Genomic DNA, 18,106 nt, shown 5'->3' on the forward strand with positions numbered 1-18,106 from the left:
GGCTATCCTGCCGGCCCCTCGACAACGCGAACCCCGCCCCCTTCATGGCCTTGCACCGCGACATCTTCTGGATCGGTCGACAATGGGCGGTGACGGGGGCCGGCATTCAGGCCGTCGATCAGCGCCTGCGCGGCGTGCTCGACATCGAGATCGCGCAGCTCTGGGACGACCATCTCGTGCAGAGCCGGCGGGCCAAGCCCGGGGTGAATGCAGCCGATTTCGACAAGGCGCTGACGGTGGCCCGCGAGCGCTTTCCGCAGGCGCCGGCGTCGGACCCGTTCGTCGCGCAGCTGAGGGCGCTCGGCGTGATCGAGGCCCCCGTCCTGAGTCCGGCCGTACCGGCAATGCAGCTGCGGGCGGAAGGCCGGCTGGCGCGCTTTCTGCCGCAATGGCGCATCCGCCGCTGACCGGCCCCGGCCGGGAACCTGCCGCCAGACCGCAATCACCCGGTTTGCCTGATCGGCCCCAGCCGGATAAGACGGCTCAGACCCCGCTTTCCGGAATCGAACCTTTCGCATGCGCATTCTCTGCACCAATGACGACGGCATCCACGCCCCCGGCCTCCAGATCGTGGAGGAGATCGCGCGCGCTCTGTCCGACGACGTCTGGGTGGTGGCGCCCGAGCTCGACCAGTCCGGCGTGTCGCATTCGCTGTCGTTGAACGATCCGTTGCGCCTGCGCGAAGTCGGGCCTCGGCATTTTGCCGTGCGCGGCACGCCGACCGACTGCGTCATCATGGGCGCGCGCCATATCCTTGGGCCCAAGCTGCCCGACGTCGTGCTGTCCGGGGTCAACAAAGGCCGCAACGTTGCCGAGGACGTGGTCTATTCCGGCACCATCGCCGGCGCGCTGGAGGGCACCATTCTGGGCCTGCCGTCGTTCGCGCTGTCGCAGGAGTTCAGCGTCGAGACCCGCGAGCGCCCGCCGTGGGACACCGCGCGCAAGTTCGGGCCCGACATCCTGCGCAAGGTGATCGCCGCCGGCATCCCGAAGGACACCGTCATCAACGTCAACTTCCCGTCCTGCGCGCCGGAGGATGTGCTCGGCATCCGCGTCACCCGCCAGGGCAAGCGCAATCTCGGTTTCCTGCGGGTCGACGAGCGCAAGGACGGCCGGGGCAATCCCTATTTCTGGATCGGCTTCGAGCGCGCCGCCATGATGGACACGCCGGCTGACGGCACCGATCTGGCGGCGCTTCGCGAGCGCTACGTCTCGGTCACCCCGCTGAGGCTCGATCGCACCAATGAGGCGTTTTCGGAAGAGCTCAGCGCAATGCTGAAATAGCTGCTTATCCGCCGCCGCGGAGCGCGGCTTCGATGGTCTTGCCAAGCGCCTCGAGCTGAAACGGCTTCTGGAGCGCCGGCCGGTCGCGGTACTGCTCGGGCAGGCCGGAGGAGCCGTAGCCGGTGGCGAAGATGAACGGGCAGCCCTTGGCCTTGATCACGTCGGCGACCGGCGAGATCACCTTGCCATTGACGTTGACGTCGAGAATGGCGATGTCGAACTCGGTCGCCTGGGCGAGCCGCATGGCCTCGTTGATGTCGCCCGCCTCGGCCGCGACCTTGTAGCCGAGCTCCTCGAGCATGTCCGCGACCATCATCCTGATCATCACCTCGTCCTCGACGAGGAATACAGAGCGGCCGGAAAGCCCTGTCGCGGTCATGGTTGAGTCCTTGCCCATTGCCGAAAACGTTCGCAGATATCACGAATTGACGCAATGCGCGTTTCGACCGACGGATGCCTGAAAATGGTCGTCGCAGCTTCGTCCGCGGCAAGCCAATCTGTGGTTAAATGCGCCATACGAACGCTACCATGAGTTCCTGAGCAGGAACATGATTCTCCTGCCCGGGCTCGACGCCCGCCGGGCCGGCCAAGACAGCACAAGCAGGCAATGACCTCCCATCAGCACCCGCCGGAAAAGATGATGTTTCAGCTCACGCTGAGGCGTCGGGGCATCAGCGATCAGGCGGTGCTGCGAACCATGGAGGAGGTGCCGCGCGAACAATTCGTCGACGAGGCCGATCGCGACGGGGCTTACCGCGACAGCGCGCTGCCGATCGCCTGCGGGCAGACCATCAGCCAGCCCTTCGTCGTGGCCTACATGACCGAGCAGCTGCAGCTCCAGAAGCGGCACCGCGTGCTCGAGATCGGCACCGGTTCCGGCTATCAGGCTGCCGTGCTGTCGCGGCTCGCCGGCCAGGTCCTGACGGTCGAGCGCTATCGCAGGCTTGCGGACACGGCACGCGCTAGGCTCGAAAAGCTCGGCTGTCACAATGTCGAGGTGATGCTTGGCGACGGCCTCAATCTGCCGCCCAATATCGGCCCGTTCGATCGCATCATCGTCACCGCCGCGATGGAGCAGATCCCGGAGAATCTGATCGAGCGGCTGGAGGTTGGCGGCATCCTGATCGCCCCGGTCGGTCCGCATCAGGGCGTGCAGACGCTGATCCGCCTGACCCGCAGCGCGGCCGGGATCGAGCGCAAGGAACTCGTCGATGTCCGCTTCGTGCCGGCGCTGCCCGGGGTGGCGCGGGAGCTGTAGATCTCCGGATCGGCTGTGCGGCCAATATCTTATTGGGAGGGTTAAGCCGTTATTTACTCGGTACGTGTTTACTTAAAAGACCAGTTCTGTTGCGTACGAGTGAGTAACCATGTCCGCTGTCGCCGAGTTGCTTTACTCGCGCCGCGTGCCGCAGGTCGCGGTGCTGGCGCTGATCTCCTTCAGCTTCGCAGGGTGCAGCGCCGACATGTCGTCGCGACTGTCCCAGTCGAATTTCTCCAATCCCTTCTCCTCCGAAGCGACCGGTTCGGTGCAGCAGGCCCCGCCGCCGCAGCGTGAGCTGCCGCAATATGCGCGGCCGCAGACCCAACCCGGCTCCTATCAGTCGCAGCCCTTGCCGCCGCCGGCGGTTTCCGCCCCGCAATCCTATCCCGTTGCGGCAGGTGGCGGAGTGTCCGGAGGCGGGCGCGGCGTCGGCTCCTACGCGCCGCCGGCGCAACCGCGTCTGGAGACCACGGCCACCGTGCCGTCGCGCTCGGTCGCGGCTGCCCAGCCGGCCGGCGGGACCAAGATCATCGTCGGCACCAGCGATACGCTGGAGGTGCTCGCCAAGCGCTATCACGTCACGCCGCAGGCGATCCTTGCCGCCAACGGCTACAAGGGCCCGCGCGCGCTGTCGCCCGGCCAGCAACTGATCATCCCGCATCCGGCGACGGCGGCTGCGCCGGCTCCTGCGCTAACTCCGGTCGCGGCAGCTCCCGCTGCGAAGCCGGTTGCCGTCATGGCTGCGCCGCCGAGCACTCACTTCGTCAATCGTGGCGACACGCTCGCCAGCATTGCCCGCAAGAACCATATCTCGTCGGCCGAGCTTGCCCGTGCCAACGGTCTCGATCCGTCGGCCAAGCTCAAGCTCGGCGCCAAGCTGACCGTGCCCGGCGCAAAGACCGCCGCCGTCGCGGCGCCGGTTGCCGCAGCTCCTGTCACGGCCGCTCCGGTTGCGGGCACGCTGCAGCCCGTTGCAGCCGCTCCCGCGCCCGCCACCAAGATGGCCGCGGCCGGCGCGCCCGTGCAGAGCGCGCGCCTCGCCCAGGCCACCACCAATGTCGAAGAGAAGCCCGCCGAGACCCCGGCCAAGGCTGCGGAGACCACCAGCGCGCTGCCGACCTTCCGCTGGCCGGTGCGCGGCAAGGTGGTCACGAGCTACGGCGCCAAGACCAACGGCAAGTCCAACGACGGCATCAATCTCGCGGTGCCCGAGGGGACGCCGGTCAAGGCGGCCGAAGACGGCGTCGTCGCCTATTCCGGCAACGAGCTGAAAGGTTACGGCAATCTGGTCCTGGTTCGGCACTCCAACGGCTACGTCACCGCATATGCCCATGCGAGTGAGCTGTTGGTGAAGCGCGGCGACACCATCAAGCGCGGTCAAGTCATTGCCAAGTCGGGTCAATCCGGGGAGGTGGCGTCGCCGCAGCTCCACTTTGAGATCCGCAAGGGATCGAGCCCGGTTGATCCGCTTCAATTCCTGAACGGGGCGTGAGGCGAGGGCCCGAAGCAGGCCAAGCCATCACCACATGCAAGCTGTCATCGTCCGCCTTGTGCGCAGTTGCGCACTGGGCGGGCGATCCAGCATTCCAGAGACGATTATTGTTGAGCCGAGAAGCCGCGGCGTGCTGGATTCCCCGCCTTCGCGGGGAATGACAGTTGTGGGCGAGGCGACGGCTTGGCCCGCTACTTCGCCGTCAGTTTGACGCCCAGCCGGCCCGCCAGCTCCTGCACGAATTGCCAGGCGACGCGGCCCGAGCGTGAGCCGCGGGTGGTCGACCATTCCAGCGCCTCGCGCTCCAGCGCCTCATCGTCGGCCTTGACGCCGAAATGGCCGCAATAGCCGCGCACCATGGCGAGGTATTCGTCCTGGCTGCAACGGTGGAAGCCGAGCCAGAGGCCGAAGCGATCGGACAGTGAGACCTTCTCCTCGACGGCTTCGCCGGGATTGATCGCGGTCGAGCGCTCGTTCTCGATCATGTCGCGCGCCAGCAGATGACGGCGGTTGGAGGTGGCGTAGAGGATGACATTCTCGGGACGGCCCTCGATGCCGCCTTCGAGCACGGCCTTGAGCGATTTGTAGGACGCGTCATTGCCGTCAAAGGAGAGGTCGTCGATGAACACGATGAAACGGAAGCTGGCGTCGCGGAGCTTCTCCATCAGCATCGGCAGCGTTTCGATGTCCTCGCGGTGAATCTCGATCAGCTTCAGCCTGTCGGCCAGCTTGCGGTCCGCGTTGATGCTGGCATGCGCGGCCTTCACCAGCGACGATTTGCCCATGCCGCGCGCGCCCCAGAGCAGGGCGTTGTTGGCGGGCAGGCCGGCTGCGAAGCGCTCGGTGTTCTCCATCAGGATGTCGCGCATCCGGTCGATGCCCTTGAGCAGGAACAGCTCGACGCGGCTGACCCGCGGCACGGGCGCGAGGCGGCCGTCGGGATGCCAGACATAGGCATCTGCCCGTTCGAACGACTCAGGCTCGAGGGCCGGGCGGCCCTGAGCGGAGAGGTGCGCCGCAATGGTCTCCAGCGCGCGGACAATGCGCTCCTGGGAGTGGTTGGGCGTTGCCTCGCGAGGGGCTTTGACGGTCCTCTTGATCGTCCCCTTGGGGCGATTTGCCGCGACGCGGGCCGGCTTTCCGGCAGGGGTACGGGGGCCTTTGCCGGCCGGGCTTTTGCTAAGGTTTTTGGGCATGTCCGAAGTTCCTGAGAACGCAGCCTTATCGGGCCTGAGGAGCCGCCGCAAGGTGGCTAAAAGGGCGGTCTGGCAGCGTTGCAATTGGGGCAATGGCCGCTATAGTCCGCGCGAATTTGACCGAACCGGTCGCCTTTGAAGGCCTGACCGGTTTTCCCCCGTTCCCACGAGGATTGTCCGAATGCTGATTACCCCTGCGTATGCCCAGGCTGCGGGCGCCGGTGACACCAACAGCATGTTGATGTCGCTGCTGCCGTTCGCCCTGATCTTCGTGATCATGTACTTCCTGATTCTGCGTCCGCAGCAGAAGAAGGTCCGCGAGCACGCGGACCTCGTGAAGAACATCCGCCGTGGCGACACCGTCGTGACCTCGGGCGGCCTCGTCGGCAAGGTCACCAAGGTCGTCGACGACGACCAGATCGAGTTCGAGATTTCCGACGGCGTGCGGGTGCGACAGATGCGCCAGATGATCTCCGGCGTGCGTGCCAAGGGCGAGCCGGCGAAGGAATCCAAGGATAGCGCGAAGGACGCCGCCAAGGACGACGCCGCGTCGAAGTGAGCGCGTTCGCGAGCATCTCAAGTCTCCTGATCTGACAGGTCCAGTCGATGTTGTATTTCACGCGGTGGAAGGCGCTCGGGATCATCCTGACGGCGCTGATCGTGTGCCTCTGCGCGGTCCCGAACTTCTTCCCCGAGGCCCAGGTCAAGACCTGGCCGGCATGGGCGCAGCGCCGGCTCGTGCTCGGCCTCGACCTCCAGGGCGGCTCCTACCTGCTGCTCGAGGTCGACTCCAACTACGTGAAGAAGGAACGGCTCGACCAGGTCCGCGACGACGTCCGCCGGACGCTGCGCGATGCCAAGATCGGCTTCACTGGCGGCGTCATCGTGCGCAACGATGCGGCCGAAGTTCGCATCACCAAGGAATCCGACGTCCAGACTGCGCTCGGCAAGCTGCGCGAATTGTCTCAGCCGCTGGGCGGCCTGATGGGATCCAGCGGTCAGCGCGACCTCGAGGTGACGGATGCCGGCGGCGGGGTGATCCGCCTCAGCGTCCCGCAGGCCGCAATGCTCGATCGTCTGCGCAAGACCATCGAGCAGTCGATCCAGATCGTCGAACGCCGCGTCAACGAGCTCGGCACCGTCGAGCCCGTGATCCAGCGCCAGGGCAATGACCGCATCCTGGTGCAGGTCCCCGGCCTGCAGGATCCGACCCGCCTGAAGAAGCTGCTCGGCGAGACCGCGAAGATGGAATTCCGCATGGTCGACACGACCGTGTCGCCGGACCAGGCGCAGCAGGGCAGGTTGCCGCCGGAATCCGAGCTGCTGATGAGCGCGTCGCCGCCGCCGACGCCCTATGTGGTCAAGAAGCAGGTCCTGGTCGCCGGCGGCGATTTGATCGATGCCCAGGCGACCTTCGACCAGCGTACGAGTGAGCCGGTCGTCAGCTTCAAGTTCAATACTTCGGGCGCGCGCAAATTCGCGCAGGCCACGCAAGAGAATGTCGGGCTGCCCTTTGCGATCGTGCTCGACAACAAGGTGATCTCCGCGCCCCGAATCAACGAGCCGATCACGGGCGGTCAGGGCCAGATCTCGGGCAGCTTCACGGTCCAGTCCGCCAACGATCTCGCGATCCTGATGCGTGCCGGCGCGCTGCCGGCGCCGCTCACCGTGGTCGAGGAGCGCACTGTCGGTCCGGGCCTCGGCCAGGACTCGATCGAGAAGGGCGAGCTGGCGGCTTACGTCGGCTCGATCCTCGTCATCGTCTTCATGCTGCTGACCTACCGGCTGTTCGGGGTGTTCGCCAACATCGCGGTGGCCATCAACGTCGCCATGATCTTCGGCCTGTTGTCGCTGCTCAACGCCACGCTGACGCTGCCCGGCATCGCCGGCATCGTGCTCACCGTCGGCATCGCGGTGGACTCCAACGTGCTGATCTACGAGCGCATCCGCGAGGAGCTGCGCGGCGGCCGCAACGCGATTTCGGCGATCGACGCCGGCTTCAAGCGGGCGCTGGCGACCATCCTCGATTCCAACATCACGACCTTCATTGCCGCCGCGGTGCTGTTCTACATCGGCACCGGCCCGGTGCGCGGCTTCGCCGTGACGCTGGGCATCGGCATCATCACCACGGTGTTCACCGCCTTCACCATGACCCGGCTCATCGTCGCGGGGTGGGTGCGGTGGAAGCGGCCGCAGAGCGTGCCGATCTAGGAGCTAAGACCGTGACATACTACGTTCTCATCGGGCTTGGCATTCTGATTGCCGTCCTCACCGTGATCGCCGCGCTCGGCGTGCTGCCGTCGCTGCGTATCGTCCCGGACGACACGCATTTCGATTTCACGCGCTTCCGCCGCATCAGCTTCCCGATCTCGGCGGCGCTCTCGATCGTCGCCATCATACTGTTCTTCACCCACGGGCTGAACCTCGGCATCGACTTCAAGGGCGGCACGCTGCTGGAGGTGCGGGCGAAGTCCGGCGCCGCCGACATCGCGGCGATGCGCACGACGCTGGATGGCTTGCGTCTTGGCGAAATCCAGCTGCAGCAGTTTGGCGGTCCCGAGAATGTCTTGATCCGCGTTGCCGAACAGCCCGGCGGCGACAAGGCGCAGCAGGATGCCGTGCAGAAGGTGCGCAGCGCGCTCGGCGATTCCATCGAATACCGTCGTGTCGAGGTGCTCGGACCGCGCGTCGCGGGCGAGCTCCTGGCCTACGGCATGGTCGGCCTGATGCTCGCGATCGTCTCGATCCTGATCTATCTCTGGTTCCGGTTCGAATGGCAGTTCGCACTGGGCGCCATGATCGCCAACGTGCACGACATCGTGCTGACGATCGGATTCATGTCGATCAGCCAGGTTGATTTCGACCTGACCAGCATCGCCGCGCTGCTGACCATTCTGGGCTATTCGCTCAACGACACCGTCGTCATCTACGACCGCATCCGTGAAATGCTGCGTCGCTACAAGAAGATGCCGATGCCGCAGCTGCTCAACGAATCCATCAACTCGACGCTGTCGCGCTCGATCATCACCCACTTCACGGTGACGCTGGCGCTGCTGGCGCTGCTCTTGTTCGGCGGGCACGCGATCCACAGCTTCACCGCGGTGATGATGTTCGGCGTGGTGCTGGTCGGCACCTACACCTCGATCTTCATCGCGGCTCCGATCCTGATCTATCTCGGCGTCGGCGAGCATCGAGAGGATGCGCCCGATACGGCGACACCGGCGAAGAAAAACAAGGCATGATCCGAACCGCACGCCCCCGCACGAGTTGGCGAGGGCAGTAAGCTCATTCGGACCAAGCTCATGGCCGGCGATCCCAACGCACCCCATTTCCCGCGCTCGGCGCCGATCGAGGCCTATGGCAAGGGCGGCTTCGCCTTCGCCGGCATGTCGCACCGGGGCTCGCTGCTGTGCCTGCCTGACGCGATCTGGGCCTGGGACGTGACGGATCCCCAGAAGATCGACCGCTACTCGCTCGATCGGGTGTTCACGGCCGCCAACGGCATCGACACGCTCCTGATCGGCACCGGAACTGGGCTCTGGCTGCCGCCGCCGGAGCTGCGCCAGGCCTTGAAAGCGGTGAGGGTGGTGCTGGACACCATGCAGACCGGACCTGCCGTGCGCACCTACAACATCATGATCGGCGAGCGGCGGCGGGTTGCGGCTGCTCTGATCGCGGTGCCATGAACAGCACATGAGCAGCGCCGCGCCGCCGCCCGATTCCGCCAGCTTCTGCGCCGATCTCGTGCGCCGCCACGACTTTCCGCGCTATGCCGCGAGCCTGTTCGTGCCCGCCGCCGAGCGCCGGGCGCTGCTTGCGCTCTACGCTTTCAATGTCGAGATCGTCCGCGTCCGCGACCAGGTGAGCCAGCCTTTGCCCGGCGAGATCCGCTTTCAATGGTGGACCGACCTGTTCTCGGGCCTCGTCCATGGCAGTGCCGAGGGCAATCCGGTGGCGGCCGAATTGCTGCGGGCGATCCGTGATTTCGACCTGCCGGTCGAACCGCTGTCGCTGCTGGTCGAGGAGCACCAGTTCGACCTCTACAACGACCCGATGCCGACCATGGCGGCGCTGGAGGGCTATCTGGCCGCGACCTGTTCGGCGTTGTTTGGTCTGGCGGCGCGGATTCTGGCGCCGCCGTCGGGGGCGGTCGAACATCTCGCCCGTCACGCCGGGCTGGCGCAGGGCATCGCGCAGGTCATCACGAATCTGCCGCGCGATGCTTCGCACCGGCAGCTGTTCCTGCCGCAGCAGGTGCTGGCGAGCCATGGCTGCCAGGTGGAGGACGTGTTTGCCGGCAAGGAGACGCCGAACCTGCGCGCCGTGCTGGAGCAGCTCGCCGGCGAGGCGCAACAGCACTTGACCACGGCCTTGTCGCTGCTGGCGGACGTTCAGGCAGCGGTGCGTCCGGCGTTCCTGCCGCTGAGTCAGGTCGGGGCGGATCTCAAGCGCCTGTCGCAGCCCGGCCGAAATCCGTTCGCGCTGCAGCCGACCTCGCGGCTGCGCACGCTCTGGACGCTGTGGCGGGCTTCACGTTCCCGGGAATTTACCAAATAGCGGCTGGCTTATCGCCTCGAACCGCCGGATGCTCTATGCTGTCCCATGGCTGAATTGTCCCAAACCACATCGCCCGATCTCAGCGGCTTTCCGGTCGCACCTGGTGACGTTCAAGCCGCCGCCGACACCATTCGCGGCGCCGTCGTCGAGACGCCCTGCAGCTACAGCCGCACGCTGAGCGGCATCTGCGGCTGCGAGATCTGGCTCAAATTCGAGAACCTTCAGTTCACCTCGTCGTTCAAGGAGCGCGGCGCGCTCAACCGTCTCACCGCACTGACGCCGGAGGAGCGTGCGCGCGGCGTCATCGCCATGTCCGCCGGAAACCACGCCCAGGGCGTCGCCTACCACGCCAAGCGGCTCGGCATTCCCGCCACCATCGTCATGCCGGTCGGCACGCCGATGGTGAAGGTCGAGAACACCAGGCATCACGGCGCGGAAGTGGTCGTCACCGGCGCGACGCTGGAGGAAGCGGCCGCGTTCGCGCGTCACCATGGCGAAGCCCGCGGCATGATCTTCGTCCACCCCTATGACGATCCGCTCGTGATCGCGGGGCAGGGCACCGTCGGGCTGGAGATGATGCGAGCGGTCCCCGAGCTCGATACGCTGGTGGTCCCGATCGGCGGCGGCGGCCTGATCAGCGGCATCGCCATCGCCGCGAAATCGATCAAGCCGTCATTGCGAATCCTGGGCGTCGAGGCCTGGCTCTATCCTTCGATGTACAACGCCATTCACGGCGGCAATCTGCCGGCGCGCGGCGATACGCTCGCCGAAGGCATCGCGGTGAAATCGCCGGGCAAGATCACCACCGAAATCGTCCGCCGCCTTGTCGACGACATTGCGCTGGTGAACGAAGCCGAGCTCGAGCGCGCGGTAGCGACCCTGATCTCGATCGAGAAGACCGTCGTGGAGGGCGCCGGCGCCGCCGGCCTCGCCGCGCTGATGTCCGATCCGCCCCGCTTTGCCGGCCAGATGGTCGGTCTCGTCCTGAGCGGCGGCAATATCGACACGCGGCTGATCGCATCCGTTCTCACGCGCGAGCTCGCGCGCGAAGGGCGGCTGACCCAGCTCTCGCTCGATATCCCTGACAGACCCGGACAATTGGCCGCGGTGGCCGCGCTGCTCGCCGAAGCCGGCGCCAACATCATCGAGGTCTCGCACCAGCGCACCTTCTCCGAGCTGCCGGCCAAGGCGACGCTCCTGCAGCTCGTCATCGAGACCCGCGATGCTGCGCATCTCGACGAGGTGATGGCCAGGCTCAGCGCATCCGGATTGCGCGCGCGCTGCACGTGAGCGGCACGCTTCTCCTATCGCGAAGCCAGACCCGCCAGATGCTCGACCAACCTGTCGATCTCGGCTTCCGTGTTGTAATAATGCGGTGACGCCCGCACCACATGCGGCAACGCGCGAAGCTCGGCATCGATGCGCGTGCTCGACGGATCCGAGGCGCCGATCGTGATGCCGGCCGCAGCGGCGCCGGCGACAATGGCGTCCGCCTCATGCCCGTCCATGGTGAAGCTGACGATGGCGCCCGGCGCGCGTCCGAGGTCGCGAATGGTGACGCCGGCAAGAGCCGCAAGGCCGCTGCGGAGGCGGCCGGCAAGCAGGCGGCAGCGTTGTTCGATCGGAGCGATGCCGATCTCGAGGGCGTAGTCGACGGCCGCGCCCAAGCCAAGCCGGGCCGCGTAGTTGTTCTCCCAGGTCTCGAAGCGGCGGGCATCGTCCCGCAATTGATAGGCGTCCCGTGAAACCCAGGGGGCGGCAAAGTGGTCGATCATCGGCGGCTCGAGCCGTTGCAGCATCGCGCGGCGGACGTAGAGAAAGCCGGTGCCGCGCGGGCCGCGCAGGAATTTGCGTCCCGTGGCGGACAGCATGTCACAGCCGATGGCATCGACGTCGACTTCCATCTGGCCGACCGCCTGACAGGCGTCGAGCAGATAGGCAATGCCGTGCGTCCGCGCGATCCTGCCGATCGCCGCTGCCGGATTGACCAGCCCGCCATTGGTCGGAACCCAGGTGATCGCGATCAGTTTCACCCGCTCGTCGATCATCCGTTCGAGCGCGTCGACGTCGAGCTCGCCGCTGGCATCGCTCGGCACCACGTCGATGACCGCGCCGGTGCGCTTGGCGACCTGAAGGAAGGCAACATAATTGGCGGCGTATTCCGCTTCCGCGGTCAGGATGCGATCTCCTTTCCGAAACGGAAGCGAATAGAACGCCATCTGCCAGGCGATTGTCGCGTTCTCCACCAGCGCGATCTCGTCGGGCGCGGCATTGAGCAGGCGCGCCACCGAGCTGTAGACCGCGTCGAGCCGGTCGGCTTCGCGATCGGCGGCCGCATAGCCTCCGATCTCGCATTCCAGATCGATGTGCCCCTTGATCGCTGTGACAACCGGCGCCGGCATCAGGGCCGCGCCTGCATTGTGGAGATATGCGAGCCGCGAGGCGGCCGGCGTGTCGGCGCGTATTCGGTCGAGGTCGATCAAGTGCGTCCTCCGAAGCTCAGATGCAGAGGCTGAGCAGCTTGATGTGACAGCTGCTGGACTTTGGCTTGCTCGCGGGGGCAGCTTCGCGCTTCACGGCAACGACGGGCTCCTTGTCCTTCTTCTTGCCCTTGCCCTTGGGCTCGTAGTCGCCCGCGATCACCATGGCCCAATAGGTGCGCTTGCCGCTGGCGTTCTTGGCGCTGGCGATGCCGACGCGGGAGGCGTTGTGCAGCAACAGGTTCTTGCGGTGGCCGGACGAGTCGATCCACTGTCCCAGGGTCTTCTCGAAATTGTCGTAGCCGTAGGCGATGTTCTCGGCGGCGCGGCCCGCGCCGGCCGGCGCGACGCGGCGGTTGAACGATCCGAGGGCGTCATGGCTGAGATTGTCCTTGGCGGCCATCGCGCGGGCCTGGTCCATGGCGATGCGGTCGAGGACGGCATCGCGGACGACACGGACTTCTCCGTGCTTGAGGCGGAAGTTCGAGATCAGCTCGGCGGCCGAGTCCGCCATTGCGGGCGCCGCTATGAGCAGCAGGAAGCCCGCGATCAGGCCGCCAACGACACGACGCATCATCGTCCCCCAATGCCCATGATCCCGCACGCCCGAAATGATCCGACCGCTTCTCTATCGTCAATGTGGACGCTTCAAGGCGCGGGCAACCCGTCAGCCTGTTGGCAGATCCGCCTCGAAGTTGAAGCGGTCGCGCAGGTTTTTCCGCTGTTCCAGGATGTCCTTGAGGAAGGCGCGGTCCTGATCGTTCTTCATCATCGGCTCGATCAGATCGAGCTGGTTCATGGCAACCAGTTGCAGGATCTCGGTGCGGGGCTTGCCGCTGGTGTCGCGCGGCAGCGCGTGCACGACCTGGATGTGTTCCGGCGGCTTCGGCCCCTTTGCGGCCGTCAGCTCGTTGCGCAACTGGCCTTCGAGCGTGGCCTGGTCCGCCTCGACGAAGGCATAGAGCCCGACACCGGAGCGGCGGTCGGCGAAGGCGACGATGGCGGTATCGCGCACGGCCGGATTTTTGCGGATCAACGCGGTCAGCACCGGCGCATCATTGACCAGCCGGCGGCCGCCGCCTTCGCGGTCGGTGAAGTTGAACAGGCCGCGCGTGATGGCGCGGTAGACCTTCTTGCCGGTGGCGAGCCACAGGCTCGCGGCAAAGGACTTCTTGGCGAGGATCTTCCGCTCGCGCGGTGTCAGCGCTTCCGGAGCATAGGAGCGCTTGTGCTTGAGCAGATGCCGAAGATCCTCGTAAGCGAGAATGCGGTAGAGCCGGCCGCGATGCGCAAAGCAGGCCGCGAGCTGGAAGTCGGTCACATAGGCGCGTCCGTCGCGGCCGACCAGCCAGTTCTGCTCCTTGGCGAGATCGTTGTGGCAGATCCCGGCACGGCGCAGCCGGCGCAGCGCCGCCTTGGCCGAACGGAAATAGGCGAGGTCGCCATGGGGCTTTGCCAGATGCAGTGCGGCGCCGTCGACGAAGCCGCGCACCAGGGCGCGCTGTCCGGCCCAGAGCAGTTCGGGGCCGACATCGAGGCCCTTGGCGCGCGCCAGAGCATGCTTCTCGCGGGCGAACAGATGCCGCGCCAGCAGGAACGACCACCACGGCACTTCGTCGAGCCGGCGCAGCACGGCGTCGACCTCGCCGTTCTCGCCGCGGAAGCGGCCGCGCTCGACGGTCGAGAACACGTCGCGCTTGAGCAGCACGCCCTCGGTCCAGCGCGCCGAAAGCGCTGCGGCGTCGTCTTTGGGGAGGCTCATCGAAAACTCACGCGGCGGCGGCCATGCGCAGGTGATCGGCGATCCAGCGATCGAGATCGGTGAGCGCCCGTGCGCTCAGCGCCTGCTTCTTGGCCACCGTCTTCTCGTTGCCGCGCAGTCGCGTGCCGTCGGGCTTCTTGGTCGGCACGGTCGCGAGCGGCGGGAACAGGCCGAAATTGATGTTCATCGGTTGGAACGAGCGCGTGCCCGGCTCGATGGTTTCGATATGGCCGCCGGTGATGTGGCCGAGCAGCGAGCCGAGCGCGGTCGTGCCGGGCGGGCTGACAAGCGTCTCGCCGCGCGCCTCCGCGGCCGCATAGAGACCGGCGATCAGGCCGACGCTGGCCGATTCCACATAGCCCTCGCAGCCCGTCATCTGGCCGGCAAAGCGCAGCCGCGGCTGCGCACGCAGGCGCAACTGATTGTCGAGCAGTTTTGGCGAGTTCAGGAAGGTGTTGCGATGCAGGCCGCCGAGGCGGGCGAATTCGGCGTTCTCCAGCCCCGGAATGGTGCGGAAGATGCGCTGCTGCTCGCCGTATTTCAGCTTCGTCTGGAAGCCGACGATGTTGTAGAGCGTGCCGAGCTTGTTGTCCTGGCGCAGCTGCACGATCGCGTAGGCCTTGGTGGCGGGATCATGCGGGTTGGTGAGGCCGACCGGCTTCATCGGGCCGTGGCGCAGCGTCTCGGGGCCGCGCTCCGCCATCACCTCGATCGGCAGGCAGCCGTCGAAATAGGGCGTGTTGGTCTCCCATTCCTTGAACTCGGTCTTCTCGCCCGCGATCAGCGCGGCGACGAAGCCGTCATACTGCTCCTTGGTCATCGGGCAGTTGATGTAGTCGGCGCCGTTGCCGCCGGGACCGACCTTGTCGTAGCGCGACTGGAACCAGGCCACCGACATGTCGATGGACTCGCGGTGCACGATCGGTGCGATCGCGTCGAAGAAGGCGAGCGCGTTCTCGTCGGTCAGCGCGCGGATGGCCTCGGCCAGGGGAGCGGAGGTGAGCGGACCGGTGGCAACGATGACGTTGCTCCAATCGGCCGGCGGCAGGCCTGCAACCTCGCCGCGGGCGATCTCGATCAGGGGGTGGTCGTTGAGAGCCTTCGTGACCGCAGCCGAGAAGCCGTCGCGGTCGACCGCCAGCGCGCCGCCGGCGGGCACCTGGTTGGCATCGGCCGCGCGCATGATCAGCGAGCCGAGCCGGCGCATCTCCGCATGCAGCAGGCCGACGGCGTTGTTGGCGGCATCGTCCGAGCGGAACGAATTGGAGCAGACGAGCTCGGCGAGCCCGTCGGTGCGGTGCGCCTCCGTCATGCGGGTCGGCCGCATCTCGTGCAGCACCACGGGCACGCCGGCTTTGGCCACCTGCCAGGCGGCTTCCGAGCCGGCAAGGCCGGCGCCGATCACGTGCACGGGGTTGGATAGGGATCCTGTCATGGGGCGGACAGGTAGCGCTTTTCGGTGGCCAGTGGAATCGCCGAGATCGAGTTTTCTGCCTCCGGAAACGACAACGCCCGCACGAGGCGGGCGCTATCGGTTCGTCCGGTTGAGGGCTGAAGGATATCAGCCCTGATACTGACCGGCGGCAACGCGCGGGATGTCCGAGCGATCGAGGCCGATATCGGCCAGTTCGCGATCGCTGAGCTGGGACAGCTCGGCAACATTGCGCTGATAGTCCCGGAAGGCCTGGATCATGCGGATGAGCGAGAGCAGCATAGGTAGTCTCCTGTAGTTCGATTCAGCCCTTGCCCGGGCCTCATCGTTGAAATGAATATAGATCAGAGTGGTGCAGTGCGAAAGTTCCGATGTTGCGATGCAGCTAAGCGATGGGCGCATAGCGAAGGTAACGGACGCTTAACCGGAGGGCGCTCCTGCCCAGAGCTTGCTCGAAGATATCGAAAGGCGGAGAGAAAGCTCCGTGGAATCACGGAGTTAAGTGCACGCAATTGATCTGGATCATTGTGGAAATAAGTTGCTCGCAAGGGCTCGGCAAGCCGATCGAGTAGCGTCTTGACCCAAGTCTTACTTGCGCGATTCGCATAGGTAAAATGAATCAATATTCAATTCATTGATTGGTTCGAGAGCCGCCCCGACTCACGTCGGCGAGGCGAGCGCAGGTATTGGCAAGGGTGGGGAGAGGGCCATCGGATGCTTCGGCGGAACGCCCAGTCCGATAAGTCCGATAAGGGTTTAAGGAGCGCGAGCGAGCTGGGTGGCGAAATAGGCGACGGTCTTGGAATAGACCTCGCTCTTGTTCCACTGCTTGAGCACCTCGAAGTTCGGACTGCCCGGCTGCCAGTCCTTGCCCTTCTGCCAGCCATAGCCCGCGAGATAATTGGCGGTGGAGGCGAGCACGTCGGGCGCGTTGTGCAGGAGGTCGCGCTTGCCGTTGCCGTCGAAATCGACGGCGTATTTCATCCAGGACGACGGCATGAACTGGGTCTGGCCGAGCTCTCCGGCCCAGGCGCCCTTCATCTCGGCTGGCGCCAGATCGCCGCGCTGGACGATGCGCAGCGCATCCATCAGCTCGGCGCGAAACTGCTCGGACCGCCGGCAATCATAGGCCAGCGTCGCGAGCGAGCGGATCGTGGCGAACTTGCCGGTGTTGACGCCGAAATCGGTCTCCAGGCCCCAGATCGCAACCAGGACTTCGCCGGGAACGCCATAGGCCTGCTCGATGCGCGACAGCACGGAGCCGTATTGCTTCATCTTGTCGGAGCCGCGCTGCAGGCGCGGCGGCACCATGCGGCCGGAAAACTCCTCGAAGGTCTGGCTGAAGACCTTTTGCGAGCGGTCGCGGTTGAGCACGCTCGGATCCAGCGTCACGCCGGCAAGACCCGTGGCAATGGCCTGTTGTGAGATGCCCTTGGCCGCGGCGTCGGTTTTGAGCTCCGCAAGCCAGGCATCGAAATTACCCGAGCCGCAGGCAACCGCGGCGAACGCTGGCTGGGCGGACAGGATTGACGCGGAGAGGGCGAAGGCTGCGAGAGCGAGACGAGAAATCGTCGAGGTCATTCGAGTAAATGAATTCCGTGAAGCGATCTGACCGGTGGCGCAATCTCGGTCGGAACGGCGGCCAAAGCAAGGCGTGCGACAGGGTGCGATCCTGCCCGAGCCGAATTCAAGCTCAAGATCGGCAGGATCGCATGTCACGATATCGTCAGGCGTCCGTCCTGTTCCGCCAGGGGAAGAGGTTGGCCGGGAAGTCAGCAGCCGGCTTGCGCGGACGCTGCGGTGGGGGCGGCACCGGACGTGCGCCGGGCTCCGAGACGATCACCTTGCGGTAGAGATGCCAGGTGGCATGGCCGAGCAGGGGGATCACCACGGCAAGGCCGAGGAAGGCGGGAATGGTGCCGAGCGCGAGCAGCACCGCCACGATCAGGCCCCAGGCCGCCATCGGCACCGGGTTCTTCGCGACAACGCGCAGCGAGGTGCTCATCGCCTCCAACGCACCGGCATGGCGGTCCAGCATCAGCGGGAACGACACGGCGCTGAGGCAGAGCGCGGCGAGCGCGAACAGGAAGCCGGTGCCGCAGCCGACCACGATCAGCCACCAGCCCTGCTGCGTCGTCAGCACGCGCGTCATGAAGTCCGAGATGCCGGTGACGCCCTCATAGCCGAACGCCGCGACGTAAATCGCTTGCGCAGTTGCAACCCAGGTCACGAACAGGGCGAGCAGCAGCGCGCCGAGGCCGAGCATCGCGCCGAACGATGGCGAGCGCAGCACCTCCAATGCGTCCCAGGCGGTCGCTTCTTCATAGCGTTCGCGCCGGCTGGAAAGCTCGTAGAGACCGAGCGCCGCGAAGGGGCCGATCAGCGCGAAGCCGGCGGCAAGCGGAAACAACAATGGCAGCACCGAATAGCCCATCACCACGCGGGCGAGCACGAGGCCGAGCACCGGGTAGATCACGCAGAGGATGATGGCGTGGCTCGGAACGGCCTTGAAATCCTCCCAGCCGCGCCGGAGCGCATCGTGCAGATCGGACAGTTGGATGGTTCGGATCACCGGTCCGGCCGCATCTTCGGTCCGGCCCATCGTGGGGACATTGCCCGGGTAGAGTGTGGCCATGGTCGCT

At 65.9% G+C, this 18,106-nt stretch carries 19 protein-coding genes; 10 read left to right on the forward strand and 9 right to left on the reverse strand.

The window, feature by feature from the left end; genetic code table 11:
* Positions 1 to 44: 44 nt before the first annotated feature.
* Entirely contained in the window at positions 45 to 407 is a 363-nt protein-coding gene (locus tag E4K64_RS29830) for a hypothetical protein (protein WP_135166759.1), read from the forward strand.
* A 109-nt stretch (positions 408 to 516) separates the two neighbouring features.
* On the forward strand, positions 517 to 1,284 hold the full coding sequence (surE, locus tag E4K64_RS29835; RefSeq protein WP_135166674.1) for a 5'/3'-nucleotidase SurE: 768 nt from the start codon (positions 517 to 519) through the stop codon (positions 1,282 to 1,284).
* Between the two features lie 4 nt (positions 1,285 to 1,288).
* Here surE and E4K64_RS29840 read toward each other — a convergent pair whose 3' ends face one another.
* Positions 1,289 to 1,663 carry a response regulator gene (locus E4K64_RS29840; protein ID WP_135166675.1) on the reverse strand — a complete coding sequence of 125 codons (375 nt, stop codon included), beginning with the start codon at positions 1,661 to 1,663 and terminating at the stop codon, positions 1,289 to 1,291.
* Between the two features lie 228 nt (positions 1,664 to 1,891).
* On the opposite strand from E4K64_RS29840, the gene E4K64_RS29845 reads away from it, so the two are divergent.
* Together E4K64_RS29845 and E4K64_RS29850 are read left to right on the forward strand one after the other, a co-directional pair.
* Positions 1,892 to 2,542, forward strand: coding sequence for a protein-L-isoaspartate(D-aspartate) O-methyltransferase (locus E4K64_RS29845; protein ID WP_135166676.1), 651 nt, complete (start codon positions 1,892 to 1,894; stop codon positions 2,540 to 2,542).
* A 109-nt stretch (positions 2,543 to 2,651) separates the two neighbouring features.
* Positions 2,652 to 4,037, forward strand: a complete 1,386-nt coding sequence (locus tag E4K64_RS29850) for a LysM peptidoglycan-binding domain-containing M23 family metallopeptidase (protein ID WP_135166677.1) — start codon at positions 2,652 to 2,654, stop codon at positions 4,035 to 4,037.
* 191 nt (positions 4,038 to 4,228) lie between these two features.
* Here E4K64_RS29850 and E4K64_RS29855 read toward each other — a convergent pair whose 3' ends face one another.
* Positions 4,229 to 5,233, reverse strand: coding sequence for an ATP-binding protein (locus E4K64_RS29855; RefSeq protein ID WP_135166678.1), 1,005 nt, complete (start codon positions 5,231 to 5,233; stop codon positions 4,229 to 4,231).
* 181 nt (positions 5,234 to 5,414) lie between these two features.
* On the opposite strand from E4K64_RS29855, the gene yajC reads away from it, so the two are divergent.
* The 6 genes from yajC to E4K64_RS29885 are packed head-to-tail and all read left to right on the forward strand — an operon-like array spanning position 5,415 to position 11,080.
* Positions 5,415 to 5,792 (forward strand): preprotein translocase subunit YajC, encoded by a 378-nt coding sequence (gene yajC, locus E4K64_RS29860; RefSeq protein ID WP_126257498.1) that lies wholly within the window; start codon positions 5,415 to 5,417, stop codon positions 5,790 to 5,792.
* Between the two features lie 47 nt (positions 5,793 to 5,839).
* Positions 5,840 to 7,444 carry a protein translocase subunit SecD gene (gene secD, locus E4K64_RS29865; protein WP_135166679.1) on the forward strand — a complete coding sequence of 535 codons (1,605 nt, stop codon included), beginning with the start codon at positions 5,840 to 5,842 and terminating at the stop codon, positions 7,442 to 7,444.
* Positions 7,445 to 7,455: 11 nt separating this feature from the next.
* Positions 7,456 to 8,475: a protein translocase subunit SecF gene (gene secF / locus E4K64_RS29870; protein WP_135166680.1), complete on the forward strand. Its 1,020-nt coding sequence runs from the start codon at positions 7,456 to 7,458 to the stop codon at positions 8,473 to 8,475.
* Between the two features lie 60 nt (positions 8,476 to 8,535).
* The gene (locus tag E4K64_RS29875; RefSeq protein ID WP_135166681.1) at positions 8,536 to 8,919 is read left to right on the forward strand and encodes an Mth938-like domain-containing protein; all 384 of its coding nucleotides are present in this window, start codon (positions 8,536 to 8,538) and stop codon (positions 8,917 to 8,919) included.
* Between the two features lie 7 nt (positions 8,920 to 8,926).
* Positions 8,927 to 9,790: a phytoene/squalene synthase family protein gene (locus E4K64_RS29880; protein ID WP_135166682.1), complete on the forward strand. Its 864-nt coding sequence runs from the start codon at positions 8,927 to 8,929 to the stop codon at positions 9,788 to 9,790.
* A gap of 45 nt (positions 9,791 to 9,835) precedes the next feature.
* Positions 9,836 to 11,080, forward strand: a complete 1,245-nt coding sequence (locus tag E4K64_RS29885) for a threonine ammonia-lyase (protein WP_135166683.1) — start codon at positions 9,836 to 9,838, stop codon at positions 11,078 to 11,080.
* A gap of 14 nt (positions 11,081 to 11,094) precedes the next feature.
* On the opposite strand, the gene E4K64_RS29890 is transcribed toward E4K64_RS29885, so the two are convergent.
* From E4K64_RS29890 to E4K64_RS29920, 7 genes are all read right to left on the reverse strand, one after another.
* On the reverse strand, positions 11,095 to 12,273 hold the full coding sequence (locus E4K64_RS29890; protein WP_135166684.1) for an aminotransferase class V-fold PLP-dependent enzyme: 1,179 nt from the start codon (positions 12,271 to 12,273) through the stop codon (positions 11,095 to 11,097).
* 16 nt (positions 12,274 to 12,289) lie between these two features.
* Entirely contained in the window at positions 12,290 to 12,844 is a 555-nt protein-coding gene (locus E4K64_RS29895; RefSeq protein ID WP_135166685.1) for a CAP domain-containing protein, read from the reverse strand.
* Between the two features lie 93 nt (positions 12,845 to 12,937).
* A complete protein-coding gene (locus tag E4K64_RS29900) occupies positions 12,938 to 14,032 on the reverse strand; it encodes a serine/threonine protein kinase (protein ID WP_164718581.1) in 1,095 nt (364 codons plus the stop codon).
* 7 nt (positions 14,033 to 14,039) lie between these two features.
* Positions 14,040 to 15,467, reverse strand: a complete 1,428-nt coding sequence (gene trmFO, locus E4K64_RS29905; protein ID WP_135166687.1) for a methylenetetrahydrofolate--tRNA-(uracil(54)-C(5))-methyltransferase (FADH(2)-oxidizing) TrmFO — start codon at positions 15,465 to 15,467, stop codon at positions 14,040 to 14,042.
* A gap of 126 nt (positions 15,468 to 15,593) precedes the next feature.
* On the reverse strand, positions 15,594 to 15,746 hold the full coding sequence (locus tag E4K64_RS29910; RefSeq protein ID WP_007590701.1) for a DUF1127 domain-containing protein: 153 nt from the start codon (positions 15,744 to 15,746) through the stop codon (positions 15,594 to 15,596).
* A 474-nt stretch (positions 15,747 to 16,220) separates the two neighbouring features.
* Positions 16,221 to 17,045, reverse strand: a complete 825-nt coding sequence (locus E4K64_RS29915) for a lytic murein transglycosylase (protein ID WP_135166688.1) — start codon at positions 17,043 to 17,045, stop codon at positions 16,221 to 16,223.
* A 145-nt stretch (positions 17,046 to 17,190) separates the two neighbouring features.
* On the reverse strand, positions 17,191 to 18,099 hold the full coding sequence (locus E4K64_RS29920; RefSeq protein ID WP_135166689.1) for a DUF2189 domain-containing protein: 909 nt from the start codon (positions 18,097 to 18,099) through the stop codon (positions 17,191 to 17,193).
* Between the last annotated feature and the right edge of the window lie 7 nt (positions 18,100 to 18,106).

The sequence above is a fragment of the Bradyrhizobium frederickii genome (assembly GCF_004570865.1).
GTDB classification, from domain to species: domain Bacteria; phylum Pseudomonadota; class Alphaproteobacteria; order Rhizobiales; family Xanthobacteraceae; genus Bradyrhizobium; species Bradyrhizobium frederickii.